This window comes from Vibrio sp. 2130-1, assembly GCF_033339515.1.
The window spans coordinates 69,628-83,190 of sequence record NZ_JAWOUT010000012.1 but is presented as its reverse complement, the minus strand read 5'-3'; the positions used below and the strand labels follow the sequence as shown (position 1 = coordinate 83,190).

Sequence of the window (13,563 nt, the reverse complement as noted above, 5' to 3'; positions counted from 1 at the left end):
TGCCGAGTTCTGTTGGAGTTCACAAAAATGGGGCTAATGATAACAACTTTATTGCTTTTCATACAGAGAGGAATTGGGGAAATTTATACTTTTTCGATTGAATGGAAATGTGGTTTGGTTTGCGTTTACTATTGCGCTCAGAGTAATGAGATAAATCGCCCCAAAAGAGAACCACAATGACGACTCAACTAGTTGAAAAACGCCTAGCGCCTGAATTGATGATCCAAGATTTGGATGCATTTATGGCGAAGATTGAAGAGTTTGCATCCCTGTTAAAACTGGATCTGAGCTTTGCTCAAGCTGACCATATTGCGTTGCGTATTAACGATACTGATACCGCAAAAGCTGCGCATGAGGCTTGGAGTCAATACGGAAAGGTGATTTCACAAGCGAAAATCAACGGTCGCCCAATTATTGTTATTGAGTTCGATAAAGCGTTGGAAAGTCGTGGCTGGAAGATTGAGTGTCTGGAGCTGCCATACCCTGCGGAAGGCAAAATCTACCCAACTGAAAGCTGGGAACATGTGGAGTTTGTGATTCCGTCTCATGCCGAAACCGCAGATGAGTTTCTTGCTGATTTGAGACACACTTATCCAGCGTTTGGCGCACGCTTTAATGAGTTAGAAGAGCTGGGTGTGAAGATCAAACTGTCGAGCCCGAAAGGGGATGGCGAACGCTTGAATAACCCAACAGTGGCGTTTAAGTACCAAGGCATTTGTATCAAACTGCACCCGCATTCACTTAAGCGTATTGTGGAGTCTGAGCAGGCGTAAAACGCTAGGGTGAGAATTGCTGAGTTGCGATAGGCAAAAAGGGAGCCGAGGCTCCCTTTCGTAAGCGAATCACTATTTAGCCAGTGACTTGCTTTTTGGGTTGGTAATGGAAAGTTTTTTGCCTTTCAACTCTTCATCTAAAGGCAGTGTAAAAGTTTTGGCAAACGGCATTCGTTTACAATGATCCGCCTTGTCTCTAACGATAGTAATAAGAGCTTCTGTCTGTGAGCTTTGCTCTATTTTTAGGCTAAAATCATCGTTCTTACTGCAGCCGTTAGACTCTGTGATAAATGAAATTTGACTCTCACTTGTCCTATAAGTCTCTACCATCATTGCTTGGTGCTCAGACGTCTGGTTTGTTTGCAGTCCTGCGTTTGCTGAACATGCAGTTAAACTGATAGTGCCCAAACCAAGTAGGAATATCTTGAGTCTATGTTTCATCTCGTTACCTTTTTTTGCGTCGTACGAATGAACCTGCAGCCATTAACACCAGTAGGCCAATAGATAAACTGCCGCCTGAACTAGACTTTTTATTAACGTCGTTACCAGCATCGCCCGTATTATCTGTGCTGACTGACATATTTATGTTGCGAACAAATGCTTGCGCGCTGTAAATGCCACTTGAAAACGGGTGTTGGACGTATTCAAACGTTATCGTATTAGATGCTTTGTAAAGATCGATCTGGATCTCTTTATAATCGAGGAGTTGGTTGGTGCTATCGTAAATTTCACCATTAACTAAGATGAACAAGTAATCAAAACCATCGGACATTACTTTGAGATCCATGGTAAGTTTGCCCTTCGGAAGATCGGTCAAAACCAGCTCAGATACACCAGGATAAGCTCCCATATCCGCTGATTGCAGTTCACCATTTTCAGCCGTCCAAGCGTTTTGACCGGTATAAACATTTGCGTCTGCTAGCGGAATGGCATTACGCACTGATCTGCTTGCTTTATCTACACCTGAATACTCGAAAGTTGTTGTGAGTCTGGACAGTTTCGGATGATCGGTAAAGAGCTCTATCGTTGTTTCTGATCCCGAATAGCTAGGTTGGTAGCCGACGGTAATTTGACAGCTTTGCGAAGGCTTTAAGGTACCAGTACAAGTGCTTTTCTCGATGGTACTTCCGTATGATATTGTGCTTTGGTAGATGTTGAATGGGATAGTATCGTCATTACGAATAGTAAAGGTCTCTTGCTGCGCTTTTCGCTCAACGAAACGAAGATCTCGGTACTTAGTGAAGCTGATAGTATTGCGATGGCTATCTATCCATCCATTGTGTTGAAAATGAGCGACGTTGGCGTAAACACCATAAGCGTTTGGTTGAGCACATCCATCCCCCCAGCTGACCACGCCTAGCAATTTGTTGATACCGTTATCATCAACGATGAGTGGACCGCCGCTATCTCCTTGGCAGCTATCTTTACCTCCCCAATAGTATCCGGCGCAAATACCGTCATCTGATACATTAGAGTAGTTTCCTGGTAGGTTTTGGCAGGTAGCTCGATCTACGTATTCCAAATCTACTTGTTGTAAAACGGTTGGGTATATTCGGTCTGTCGTGGACGTATTTCCCCATCCAGCCACGTGCAACTTGTCTCCTACGCGTACGCTATCTAAAAGTTCTGGCGTTGCCAGGTCAATAGTTGCGCTATCGATATTGCGTTCTAATTCAATAAGAGCGATGTCATTGTTCGTTGTTATGTTGTTATATTCATCATGTGAATAGATGTTTTTAATGGCGATGCGCTGTGCTTGAGACTCTCTGTTTTTGTCATAAAGACCAAGAACGATATCCAGATCGTCCGCATTAAGACCTTCCACACAGTGCGCAGCAGTTAATACGTATTTTCCACCTAGGAAACTGCCACCACAAAAGTGACCAATAGATGTAGGTTGTCCTTTACGTACCAGTGAAGCAATAAATTTCCAGTCGGAAGTGTTGGCAGGTTCGCCGCCGATAATGCGAGTGGATACATCATTCTGAACAGGTTCAAGAGTATCTGCGATTGTGGTTGCTGGTAAAGTCAGCCCAATCAGAAAAGCCACTAACGTTTTTTTCATTTTAATTCCGTAATATTAACGTGGTTTATTATAAGGAGGGCAAATGATAAACGGAATCATTCTCTCAGTAAATAGTTGTGGAGAAATGAAAAATTATAACGTATCGGTTTAACTTTGATGGTTAGAATTGGAGGGGGGATCTTCTGAAAAGATGAAACCCGCCAAGTTGGACGGGTTTCACTATCGTTGTAACTAGTACGGAGGGATTACAGGATCACTGTCTTATTCCCATAAACAAAGACGTGGTCATTGATCACTTTATTCAAAGCCTTACTCAATACGTTCTTCTCTACATCGCGTCCCGCTTGCGCCATATCTTGGGCATTGAATGTATGGTCGACAGGAATTACGTCTTGCTTGATGATCGGCCCTTCATCTAAATCATTAGTCACGAAGTGTGCTGTTGCACCGATGATTTTCACACCGCGATCGTAAGCTTGTTGATATGGCTTCGCGCCAATAAAAGCAGGTAAGAAGCTGTGATGAATATTAATGATTTTGTGGTGATATTTCTCAACAAACGTCGGCGTTAATACGCGCATGTATTTAGCTAGCACCAAAAAGTCAGCATCGTATTGATCGATCACTTCTAGCATCTTCTGCTCGTGTTCTTCACGGCTAAGGTTTTCATGGGTCACATGGTGGTAAGGAATGTCGAAGCGTTCAGTGAGAGTTTGCAGTTTGTCGTAATTCCCCACCACAGCGGCGATCTCAACATCTAGGCTTCCATCGTAGGTTTTCATCAGAATATCGCCTAAACAATGCGCTTCTTTTGTGACGAGAATGACGATGCGCTTACGGCGAGAGCCAACCAATTTACGCTTAGCACCTTGCGGGAGAGCTTGGTCCAAGTCGGCAAGAAACGTTTGATCGTTGAAGTACCCCTCCAACTCCGTTCTCATGAAAAAGTGGCCACTGGTATTATCAACAAATTCGTTATTGTGAACGATGTTGAGTTGGTGCTTGTAACAGATATTAGTAATTTTCGAGATGAGACCCGGGGCGTCAGAACAGTGGGTCAACAGTGTTTTCTTTTCCATAAATCAGGTACTTCCATGCATTAATATTTTAGCGTACGAATTTGTTATTATTCCCTGGCGGGTGTAACTGTACTGCCATGTTTCACCATAAATAATCTATTCTTACGTTGGTTTCAACAAAATATCCGCGTGTCGCCGCAAGCTGGTCAGATTGTGGGCTGATGTCACTCCTATTCCTCTGATATACTCTCGATAATTTTTCAAACTCAATACCAAGCATGATCGCAAAAACTTTTTCCTCTGATGGCGCGTTAGGTAAGGCCATTCCTGGCTTTCAAGCTCGTCAGCCACAAATCGATATGGCGGAAGCCGTCAGCAGTGCGATCAAAGATCAAACCCAGTTGGTGGTGGAGGCAGGAACCGGAACCGGTAAGACCTTCGCCTACTTAGTCCCTGCGCTGTTAAGCGGTAAAAAAGTGATCATCAGTACAGGCTCGAAAAACTTGCAAGAGCAGTTGTACCATCGTGACTTACCGCTCATGGTCAATGCGCTTGGTTTTTATGGCCAAGTGGCGTTATTAAAAGGGCGTTCTAATTATCTGTGTTTGGATCGTTTGAGCCGCCAAATGGTCGAAAGCCACACTAATGAATCTGACCCGACGTTATTAACTCAACTGGTTAAAGTGCGTGCTTGGTCATCAGAAACCAAAACAGGTGACCTTGGTGATTGTGATGATCTGCCAGAAGACAGCATGATCATTCCGACTATCACCTCAACCAATGATAACTGTTTAGGTAAAGAATGTCCGAGCTACACTGATTGCTTTGTATTGAAAGCGCGTAAGCGAGCCATGGATTCCGACATTGTTGTAGTGAACCATCACTTGTTTCTTGCTGATTTAGCGATCAAAGAAACAGGATTCGGTGAACTGATTCCAGAAGCCGATGTGTTTATTTTTGATGAAGCTCATCAGTTGCCAGATATTGCGAGCGAATATTTCGGCCAGTCAGTTTCAAGCCGCCAAATTCACGATCTTGCCAAAGACATTGAAATAGCCTATCGCACCGAAGCCAAAGATATGCGTCAATTGCAAAAAGTGGGCGACAAACTCATGCAAAGCGCAATGGACATGCGGATTGTATTGGGTGAGCCAGGCTTTCGTGGCAACTGGCGTGAGGCGTTGCAATCAGGTTCTATTAAGCGAGAATTATTGCGCTTAACTGACAGCCTCGAATTGGCGATTGATGTACTCAAAATAGCCTTAGGGCGCAGTCAATTACTGGATACCGCCTTTGAACGAGCAAATTTGATCAAAGGCCGTATCGACCGGGTATGTGATGTCGATATTACCGGTTACTCATACTGGTACGATACCTCGCCTCGTCATTTCGCTCTGCACATTACGCCTCTTTCTGTCGCGGACAAGTTCCATGAGCAAATAGAGATTAAACAAGGCGCTTGGATTTTCACGTCAGCAACCCTAGCCGTATCGGGCGATTTCAAGCACTTTACTGAGCGCCTTGGCCTCAAGCCTACAAAGCAATTTTCTCTGCCGTCCCCCTTTGATTATCAAAAGCAAGCGCGCCTTTGTGTGCCAAGGTATTTGCCAGAGCCAAACAGTAACGGCTTAGCGGATAAGTTAGTCCGAATGCTTGCTCCGGTGATTGAAGAAAATGATGGTCGCTGCTTCTTTTTATGTACCTCGCACAGCATGATGCGTGAACTAGGTGAGAAGTTCCGAGAAGTACTTGAGCTGCCTGTGTTAATGCAAGGGGAGATGAGTAAGCAGAAAACCTTGGCGGAGTTTATGGAACTGGGTAACGCTTTACTCGTGGCGACGGGCGCTTTCTGGGAAGGGATTGATGTTAGAGGTGATGCGCTGAGCTGTGTTATTATCGACAAATTACCGTTTACCGCCCCTGACGATCCGTTACTCAAAGCCCGTATCGAGGATTGTCGATTACGTGGCGGTGAACCATTTGCTGAAGTACAAATCCCGGATGCAGTGATTACGTTAAAGCAGGGAGTCGGGCGATTAATTCGAGATCAGAAGGATCACGGTGCGTTGATCATTTGTGATAATCGCCTCGTCACGCGAGACTATGGTGGTATTTTCCTCGGAAGTCTACCACCTATCCCAAGGACGCGAGACTTAGATGGAATCAAAGCATTCCTGAAAGCAGAACAATCTGTCACAGACGCAAGTGCTGAGGCATAACCCAATAAATGAGAGTTGTAGAGAGTTAAATGAGCGCAAAAATTCTTGCTATCGATACAGCGACTGAAAACTGTTCAGTTGCGTTGTTGGCTAATGATCAAGTGATTTCACGTAGCGCGGTTGCACCACGCGATCACACCAAAAAAGTACTGCCAATGGTTGATGAAGTACTCAAAGAAGCTGGCCTGACTCTACAAGAGCTGGATGCGTTAGCGTTTGGACGTGGTCCAGGTAGCTTTACTGGCGTTCGTATCGGTATTGGTATCGCACAAGGTTTGGCGTTCGGTGCTGACTTACCTATGATCGGCGTTTCAACGCTGGCTGCAATGGCTCAAGGTAGCTATCGCTTACATGGTGTGACCGATGTCGCTGTGGCCATTGATGCACGTATGGGTGAAGTTTACTGGGCACGTTACACTCGCCAAGCAAACGGTGAGTGGGCAGAGATGGATGCAGAGTGCGTAATTCCACCAGCACGTCTAGTTGAAGAAGCACAAGCAGACGACAAAACGTGGACGACAGCAGGTACTGGTTGGGATGCTTACCAAGAAGTATTAGCAGACCTACCGTTTAATTTGACGCATGGTGACGTTCTGTACCCTGATTCACAAGACATTGTGATTCTTGCTGAACAAGAATTTAAAAAGGGTAATACCGTGCCGGGCGAAGATTCGAGCCCTGTTTATTTACGTGATAATGTGACATGGAAAAAACTTCCTGGTCGCGAATAGTCCGTTTTTCATTAACCTGACAAAAAGCAGGGCGTTTGCCCTGTATTTTTATGGAGTGCTATGGCGTCGATTAATGGCTTGCCTCCTTCTTTGATTCCCGGTGCAAATCGCACTAATAAAGCCAGTCAAAAGAAGCAGGTAAATAAATCACAAACAAAGCAGCCTGTAGGTCAGCCTTCAAAGGTTGCTAACGCCGTGGCGCACTCCATAAAACACGTGGATGAGTCCCAAATTCACCGAGCTCAAGTGCAATATGACCTTCCTGAAGGGGGCGCACGTAAAGCAATGGAGCAGTACATGGATGTCATGAATCGAGCTAAAAAAGAGGAACTGGCTCAATTACTTGGTGTCGATATTTACGTGTGAGATCTCCCCAGCTTGGGGTTACTAATATTGAAAGGTGGTTTATGAAGGTTTTTGGACGGTTTTTTCTCGCATTATTTGCTACGGTTGGTTTGTCTGCGTGTAGCTCGTTGCCAGAGGAGCTAAATGCAAGCACAGAATTGGTCGTTACAGACTATAAAGCTTTTGCTGAGTCTCAGGGGCAAGTGAGTGAAGATGTTCGCCTTGGTGGAATCATCGCTAAAGTGGATAACTTTAAAGATAAAACGCGTCTAGAGATTGTAAACCTTCCTATCAGTAAGTCTGGTAAACCTGATATTGATGAAGAGCCTACGGGGCGTTTTGTCGCCTATTTTGATGGCTATTTAGAGCCTGTCGCCTTTAGTGAAGGCCGTTTGGTGACGGTTGTAGGCAAAGGAGCAGGGGAAGAAGAAGGAAAGATCGGTGAGCACGGTTACATCTTCCCGGTAATTAAGGGGGAAGGGTACCGTTTATGGAAAATTGAAGAACGTGTACGCATGTATGACTCGCCAACCTACTTTTACCCATGTTACTCGATTAACTGCCGCATGTGGCGTAATGATTTCCCACAAGACGGTAAAGTGATAAAACAGGTCAAATAATCTGCGATGCATGAGCGTCAATTCGAGCTTCCTGCCGGCAAAATGGCAGCCCTTGAGATAGGGAACGAGAAAACGGCTGACTTGTCAGTCGTTTTTCTTCATGGGTGGTTAGACAATGCGGGCAGCTTTAAAGCGCTCATGGAGCAGTTGAACCAACTTAATCCTCACTTACACCTCCTAGCCATCGATCATTTTGGTCACGGTTTATCGAGTCATAAATCTCACGATAATTATTACCCCTTTCACGACTATATTGCCGATTTGTATCAGTTTTTGGACGAATTATCACCAAACAGACTGATATTAGTAGGGCATTCACTTGGTGCTTTAATCGCAAGTTGCTATAGTGCAGCGTTTCCAGAGCAGGTCGAAGCTCTTGTGCAAATTGAGGGAGCAGGACCTCTTCATGAGGATCCTACTAACAGTTTGCCTCGTCTTCGCGATGGCGTTTTAAGTCGAATAAGACAGCAAAACAAGCCAGAGCGAGCCATTGCCTCCTTCGATCTGGCGTTAAAATTACGCATGCAAGCCAACCAATTAACCGCTGAGCAGCTTCTACCGATAGTCGAGCGTGGAACAGAGCAGCGAGGAGATAAATGGTATTGGCGGCATGACGCCAAGTTAAAATGTGCGTCGCTTTACCGAATGGCGCAAGCGCATGCTAACTCGATTACCAGCCAAATACGTTGTCCTCATTTGATTGTATTAGGCGATCAAGGATTTCAGAATTTACCATCTAACCAAGCTGATTGGGGAGAGAACCCACCGCAAGTGGTTTCTGTCAAGGGTGGTCATCACTGTCATTTAGAGCAAATACTCGAGGTCGCAACGCGAATTCTTGGTGTAGTTAACAAAATTTAAACAAGTGTTTGAGAGTTGCGTGCTCAAGCACGTTCGCTGTGCTGTAATAGCTTTCAAAATAAAAAGGACGCTATTTTTTAGCCAGTTATAAACGAGGAGTAACATCGTGGATAAACCATGGCTTTCACGTTATCCAAGTGACGTACCTGAAACCATTAATCCAGAGCAATATGAGTCTTTGGTAGAAATGTTTGAACAGTCTGTACAAAAATATGCAGACCAACCAGCATTCATGAACATGGGCTCGGTTATGACCTTCCGTAAATTGGAAGAGCGTAGTCGCGCATTCGCAGCGTATCTGCAAAACGAGTTAAAACTGCAAAAGGGTGACCGCGTTGCTCTGATGATGCCAAACTTACTGCAATACCCAGTAGCATTATTTGGTATTTTGCGTGCAGGTTGTATCGCCGTAAACGTTAACCCACTTTACACTCCTCGTGAACTTGAACACCAATTGAATGACTCAGGTGCGACGACGATTGTGATTGTGTCTAACTTTGCGAATACGCTAGAACAAATCGTCGATAAAACACCGGTCAAACACGTAGTGTTAACCAGTCTTGGTCAAATGCTGCCACGAGCGAAAGGTACGATTGTCGATTTTGTCGTGAAGTACGTTAAGGGCATGGTGCCTAAGTACGATTTACCTGGTGCTATCTCAATGCGTCAGGCTCTACGTAAAGGTCGTCGTCTACAATACGTTAAACCGTTTATGTCTGGGGATGACATTGCATTCCTGCAATATACGGGGGGGACGACAGGTGTCGCGAAAGGTGCGATTCTGACTCATCGCAACATGATTGCGAACGTTCTACAGGCAAAAGGCGCGTACGGACCGGTTTTATCTCCGGGGCGTGAATTAGTCGTAACAGCATTACCGCTGTATCACGTATTTGCTCTTACCGTAAACTGTCTGCTGTTTGTCGAAATGGGTGGTCGTAACTTACTTATTACGAACCCTAGAGATATTCCAGGGTTCGTGAAAGAGCTACAAAAGCATCCGTTTACTGCGATTACGGGCGTGAATACCTTATTTAATGCATTGGTCAATAATGAAGATTTCCACGAGTTGGATTTCAGTAATCTACGTTTAGCCGTTGGCGGCGGCATGGCAGTGCAGCGCTCAGTGGCAGAAAGATGGCAAAAGACCACGGGTTGCTATTTGCTCGAAGGTTACGGTCTAACAGAGTGTTCTCCGTTGGTGGCGGCATATCCGCATGATCTTGTTGAATACAATGGCTCTATTGGTCTGCCGGTACCATCAACAGAAGTTCGTATCGTGGACGAAGAAGGTAACGCTCTTGCGAATACTGAAACTGGCGAACTTCAAGTTCGTGGTCCTCAGGTTATGCAAGGTTACTGGCAACGACCTGAAGCAACGAAAGATACGATTAACGAAGACGGCTGGCTATCAACCGGCGACATCGTTAAGTTCGATGACGAAGGCTTCCTGCATATCGTTGACCGTAAGAAAGACATGATCTTAGTATCAGGCTTTAATGTTTACCCGAACGAAATCGAAGACGTTGTAGCACTACACGGAAAAGTACTTGAAGTTGCAGCTATTGGTCAGCCGCATGAAGTGTCTGGTGAATTAGTGAAGATTTATGTCGTGAAACGCGATCCGAGCTTGACCAAAGACGAAGTGATCGCGCATTGTCGAGAACACCTAACTGGCTACAAAGTTCCGAAGTTGGTTGAATTCCGCGAAGACTTACCTAAAACCAATGTCGGTAAGATCTTGCGTCGTGTTTTACGCGAAGAGAATGACGCTGAACTTGCGAAGAAAAGCGCATAAGCCGATTTCGTCGAGTCGAGATATTTAAAAAATGATAGAATGCCAGCGTTTTGCTGGCATTTTTTATAGCGAGAAGTATGTGAACTATCAAATTATTACTAAAAACAAAGACCTAGAAGAGGTTTGCACTCATGCCCGAGAGGCAGACGTAGTGATGCTGGATACCGAATTCGTTCGTATTCGCACTTTCTACCCGCAGTTAGGTCTGATTCAGCTTTTCGATGGTAATCGCCTCTCGCTGATTGATCCGACTGAATTAACGGATATGACGCCGTTTGTAGCGCTATTAAAAGATACTTCTGTGCTAAAAGTGCTGCACGCATGTGGTGAAGATTTAGAAGTTTTCCAAAACGCTTTTGGTTGTACACCATTCCCTATGGTGGATACGCAGCTGATGGCCGCTTTTCTCGGTCACGGCCTATCGACAGGCTTCGCTTCGCTGGTGGAAGAATATTTAGGCGTAGAGCTCGACAAAAGTGAATCACGTACCGACTGGATGGCTCGTCCACTGACACAAAAGCAATTAGATTATGCTGCCGCAGATGTTCATTACTTGTTACCGTTATACGAAAAGCTGTTCGATAAGGTGACGCAAGCAGGTTGGTGGGAAGCTGTACAGCAAGAAAGTGATTTACTCGTTTCGAAACGTATTCGCGTAACCAATGAAGAGCATGCCTACCTTGATATTAAGGGCGCTTGGCAATTAAAACCTTCTGAGCTGGCGATTTTAAAGCCATTGGCGACGTGGCGTTATCGTGAAGCAATCAAACGAGATTTAGCGCTGAACTTTATCTTCAAAGAAGGTGATCTATTAACGGTCGCTCGTCTTGGTTTAACGAACTTTAAGAAGATGGAAGCAGAAGATATTGATATCCGAGCGATTAACCGCCATGGCGCGAAGATTGCCGCGATTGTTAAACAAGCGAAGCAAACACCTTCTGAAGAGTATCCTGCGAAAATTGAGCGTTTAATGGACTATCCGGGTTACAAGCAGGTCTTCAAAAATATGAAAGACTTGGTGAAATCGGCTTCGCAGAAGTCAGGTTTAGCCACGGAGTTCCTTGCCTCTAAAAAGCAGATCAATCAGTTGATCAGTTGGGTTTGGAAAAAAGATCGTGACCCAGAAGTATTGCCTGATTTGATGCAAGGGTGGCGTTTGGATTTACTCGGCGACAAGATGAACAAAGCATTAAAGTAATGAAAGATGAAAAAGGTTGGCCTCGATGCCAACCTTTTTCGTTCTAATTAGAGCATTCGTCTGGCGAGAGAAACTGATTACTTTTCTTCGTCTGGTAGCTTCACATTCAGCTCAAGAACTGAGATATCGTCGTCTTTGTGCTCAAATGTTAAGTCAACCATATTTGGATCAATTGCCACGTACTTGCTGATCACCTTCAAGATGTCTTCTTTTAATTGAGGCAAGTAAGACGGCGCAGGATCATTTTGGCTGCGGCGCTCTGCGACAATGATTTGCAAACGCTCTTTAGCTAGATTCGCAGAAGTTTTCTTCTGTGGACGGAAAAATTCTAATAATGACATGTCTAGCCTCCAAAGAGTCGTTTAAAGAGTCCTTTCTTCTCCTCAGTAAGGAAACGAAATTCAACCTGATTGCCTAATAAGCGATCAACGGTGTCAGAATAAGCCATACCCGCATCGGTGTTATCGTCAAAAGTGACTGGCACACCTTTGTTTGACGCGTTAAGCACGGCTTGGCTTTCTGGAATCACACCCAGTAGTGGAATATGTAAGATCTCCTCTACGTCTTCAACGCTTAGCATTTCGCCTTGAGTGACGCGAGATGGGTTGTAGCGAGTCAGTAGAAGGTGCTGTTTTACTGGCTCTAGCCCTTGTTCTGCACGCAGTGACTTGGAATCTAAAATACCGAGAATGCGGTCAGAGTCACGCACAGAAGAGACTTCTGGGTTCGTTGTGACAATGGCTTCATCGGCATAGTACAAGGCCATTAACGCGCCTTGCTCGATACCTGCTGGTGAATCACAAATAATGAAATCAAAGCCCATTTCATCAAGTTCGCCGAATACGCGCTGAACACCATCTTTTGTCAGTGCGTCTTTATCACGAGTTTGAGAAGCAGGAAGAATAAATAGGTTGTCCGTGCGCTTATCTTTGATCAGCGCTTGGTTTAATGTCGCTTCGCCGTTAATGACGTTTACAAAGTCATACACGACGCGGCGCTCACAGCCCATGATTAGATCGAGGTTACGCAAACCGATGTCAAAATCGATCACCGCGGTCTTTTTTCCCTTAAGAGCTAGACCAGAGGCGATGGCTGCGCTTGAAGTGGTTTTACCAACGCCACCTTTACCAGACGTTACTACAATAATGCGTGCCATTTTTTTTCCTTTTTAGATTAAATCGCGAGAACTTCTAAATGTAATGATTCATCGGCTTTACTGATCATTACTTTCTTTTGCCAGTACTCGCTTTCAATTTGATCGCTTAACCAGTAGTCACCCGCAATGGATACCAGTTCTGCTTGTAAATCGTGGCAAATAATACGCGCTTCCTGCTGACCACTTGCTCCTGCAATCGCACGACCTCGAAGTGTGCCATGGATATGAATAGAGCCGTCAGCAATGACTTCAGCACCAGCACTTACGTGCGCTAGCACCACCAAATCACCATCTTTTGCGTAGATCTGTTGTCCTGAGCGGACAGGCGTACGAACTACTTTCGTTGGTGCCATTTTGGCAGGTGCTTGGCTTGGTGATTTGCTCGCCGACATAATGGCGAAGCCAGCTTCGGAAGCAAGGTTTTGTACACGCTTGTCTTTACAGCCCGTTACACCGACCGGAATAAAACCAGCATCTGAGATGCCTTGTTTAAGCTTAGGGAAATCAATGTCGCCTTGTACTTTTGCTATATTGATTACCAAAGGCGCGGATGCAAAAAAAGAAGGTGCTTGAGAAACTTTTTCTTGCAAAAATTCGACAGTCTTTGCGATCTCATTGTCAGAAAGGTGTAAAACTGACAATGTAAAACTGCTACCTTTAAGGTCTGGTGAATGGGTCATCGTGGACTTCTTGCCTTTATTGAAAGAGCGTTGCCTTAAACTAGGTATGTCATGTTATATTTCATCCTTTGACGCAGCAAGTTCTCTCGTGGGCAAATAGGTGAATTAATCTCAAATTTGCTATTAAGTTTGCGAGA

Annotated in this window: 14 protein-coding genes; 8 read left to right on the top strand and 6 right to left on the bottom strand. The window is 44.9% G+C overall.

The window, feature by feature from the left end; genetic code table 11:
• Positions 1-176: 176 nt before the first annotated feature.
• Complete coding sequence (locus R7Q09_RS17630; RefSeq protein ID WP_025766980.1) at positions 177-773, top strand: VOC family protein; 597 nt, start codon at positions 177-179, stop codon at positions 771-773.
• Between the two features lie 72 nt (positions 774-845).
• On the opposite strand, the gene R7Q09_RS17625 is transcribed toward R7Q09_RS17630, so the two are convergent.
• From R7Q09_RS17625 to purU, 3 genes are all read right to left on the bottom strand, one after another.
• Positions 846-1,214, bottom strand: coding sequence for a hypothetical protein (locus tag R7Q09_RS17625; protein WP_005382200.1), 369 nt, complete (start codon positions 1,212-1,214; stop codon positions 846-848).
• A 4-nt stretch (positions 1,215-1,218) separates the two neighbouring features.
• Positions 1,219-2,838 carry a S1 family peptidase gene (locus tag R7Q09_RS17620; protein WP_005382202.1) on the bottom strand — a complete coding sequence of 540 codons (1,620 nt, stop codon included), beginning with the start codon at positions 2,836-2,838 and terminating at the stop codon, positions 1,219-1,221.
• Positions 2,839-3,044: 206 nt separating this feature from the next.
• Positions 3,045-3,878, bottom strand: a complete 834-nt coding sequence (gene purU / locus R7Q09_RS17615) for a formyltetrahydrofolate deformylase (protein ID WP_005382206.1) — start codon at positions 3,876-3,878, stop codon at positions 3,045-3,047.
• Positions 3,879-4,096: 218 nt separating this feature from the next.
• On the opposite strand from purU, the gene R7Q09_RS17610 reads away from it, so the two are divergent.
• The 7 genes from R7Q09_RS17610 (at position 4,097) to rnd (ending at position 11,590) form a co-directional block, all read left to right on the top strand.
• Entirely contained in the window at positions 4,097-6,037 is a 1,941-nt protein-coding gene (locus R7Q09_RS17610; protein ID WP_005382210.1) for an ATP-dependent DNA helicase, read from the top strand.
• Positions 6,038-6,066: 29 nt separating this feature from the next.
• Positions 6,067-6,768 carry a tRNA (adenosine(37)-N6)-threonylcarbamoyltransferase complex dimerization subunit type 1 TsaB gene (tsaB, locus tag R7Q09_RS17605; RefSeq protein WP_318071055.1) on the top strand — a complete coding sequence of 234 codons (702 nt, stop codon included), beginning with the start codon at positions 6,067-6,069 and terminating at the stop codon, positions 6,766-6,768.
• Positions 6,769-6,828: 60 nt separating this feature from the next.
• Complete coding sequence (locus R7Q09_RS17600) at positions 6,829-7,134, top strand: hypothetical protein (RefSeq protein ID WP_047102883.1); 306 nt, start codon at positions 6,829-6,831, stop codon at positions 7,132-7,134.
• 41 nt (positions 7,135-7,175) lie between these two features.
• Positions 7,176-7,733 (top strand): Slp family lipoprotein, encoded by a 558-nt coding sequence (locus R7Q09_RS17595; RefSeq protein WP_005382214.1) that lies wholly within the window; start codon positions 7,176-7,178, stop codon positions 7,731-7,733.
• A 6-nt stretch (positions 7,734-7,739) separates the two neighbouring features.
• Positions 7,740-8,594: an alpha/beta fold hydrolase gene (locus tag R7Q09_RS17590; RefSeq protein WP_005382215.1), complete on the top strand. Its 855-nt coding sequence runs from the start codon at positions 7,740-7,742 to the stop codon at positions 8,592-8,594.
• A gap of 106 nt (positions 8,595-8,700) precedes the next feature.
• Positions 8,701-10,392: a long-chain-fatty-acid--CoA ligase FadD gene (gene fadD / locus R7Q09_RS17585; protein WP_005382216.1), complete on the top strand. Its 1,692-nt coding sequence runs from the start codon at positions 8,701-8,703 to the stop codon at positions 10,390-10,392.
• A 79-nt stretch (positions 10,393-10,471) separates the two neighbouring features.
• Complete coding sequence (gene rnd / locus R7Q09_RS17580) at positions 10,472-11,590, top strand: ribonuclease D (RefSeq protein WP_138939406.1); 1,119 nt, start codon at positions 10,472-10,474, stop codon at positions 11,588-11,590.
• Positions 11,591-11,667: 77 nt separating this feature from the next.
• On the opposite strand, the gene minE is transcribed toward rnd, so the two are convergent.
• Genes minE through minC form a run of 3 tightly spaced genes read right to left on the bottom strand, consistent with a single transcriptional unit; the run spans position 11,668 to position 13,426 of the window.
• On the bottom strand, positions 11,668-11,931 hold the full coding sequence (minE, locus tag R7Q09_RS17575; RefSeq protein ID WP_005388332.1) for a cell division topological specificity factor MinE: 264 nt from the start codon (positions 11,929-11,931) through the stop codon (positions 11,668-11,670).
• A gap of 2 nt (positions 11,932-11,933) precedes the next feature.
• Positions 11,934-12,746 (bottom strand): septum site-determining protein MinD, encoded by an 813-nt coding sequence (minD, locus tag R7Q09_RS17570; protein ID WP_005388331.1) that lies wholly within the window; start codon positions 12,744-12,746, stop codon positions 11,934-11,936.
• Between the two features lie 17 nt (positions 12,747-12,763).
• The gene (minC, locus tag R7Q09_RS17565; RefSeq protein WP_005382304.1) at positions 12,764-13,426 is read right to left on the bottom strand and encodes a septum site-determining protein MinC; all 663 of its coding nucleotides are present in this window, start codon (positions 13,424-13,426) and stop codon (positions 12,764-12,766) included.
• Between the last annotated feature and the right edge of the window lie 137 nt (positions 13,427-13,563).

Bases quoted from the DNA above. Each gene is read 5' to 3' on its own strand.
- R7Q09_RS17630 (WP_025766980.1), top strand. From the start codon at position 177: ATGACGACTCAACTAGTTGAAAAACGCCTAGCGCCTGAATTGATGATC.
- R7Q09_RS17625 (WP_005382200.1), bottom strand. From the start codon at position 1,214: ATGAAACATAGACTCAAGATATTCCTACTTGGTTTGGGCACTATCAGT.
- R7Q09_RS17620 (WP_005382202.1), bottom strand. From the start codon at position 2,838: ATGAAAAAAACGTTAGTGGCTTTTCTGATTGGGCTGACTTTACCAGCA.
- purU (WP_005382206.1), bottom strand. From the start codon at position 3,878: ATGGAAAAGAAAACACTGTTGACCCACTGTTCTGACGCCCCGGGTCTC.
- R7Q09_RS17610 (WP_005382210.1), top strand. From the start codon at position 4,097: ATGATCGCAAAAACTTTTTCCTCTGATGGCGCGTTAGGTAAGGCCATT.
- tsaB (WP_318071055.1), top strand. From the start codon at position 6,067: ATGAGCGCAAAAATTCTTGCTATCGATACAGCGACTGAAAACTGTTCA.
- R7Q09_RS17600 (WP_047102883.1), top strand. From the start codon at position 6,829: ATGGCGTCGATTAATGGCTTGCCTCCTTCTTTGATTCCCGGTGCAAAT.
- R7Q09_RS17595 (WP_005382214.1), top strand. From the start codon at position 7,176: ATGAAGGTTTTTGGACGGTTTTTTCTCGCATTATTTGCTACGGTTGGT.
- R7Q09_RS17590 (WP_005382215.1), top strand. From the start codon at position 7,740: ATGCATGAGCGTCAATTCGAGCTTCCTGCCGGCAAAATGGCAGCCCTT.
- minE (WP_005388332.1), bottom strand. From the start codon at position 11,931: ATGTCATTATTAGAATTTTTCCGTCCACAGAAGAAAACTTCTGCGAAT.
- minD (WP_005388331.1), bottom strand. From the start codon at position 12,746: ATGGCACGCATTATTGTAGTAACGTCTGGTAAAGGTGGCGTTGGTAAA.
- minC (WP_005382304.1), bottom strand. From the start codon at position 13,426: ATGACCCATTCACCAGACCTTAAAGGTAGCAGTTTTACATTGTCAGTT.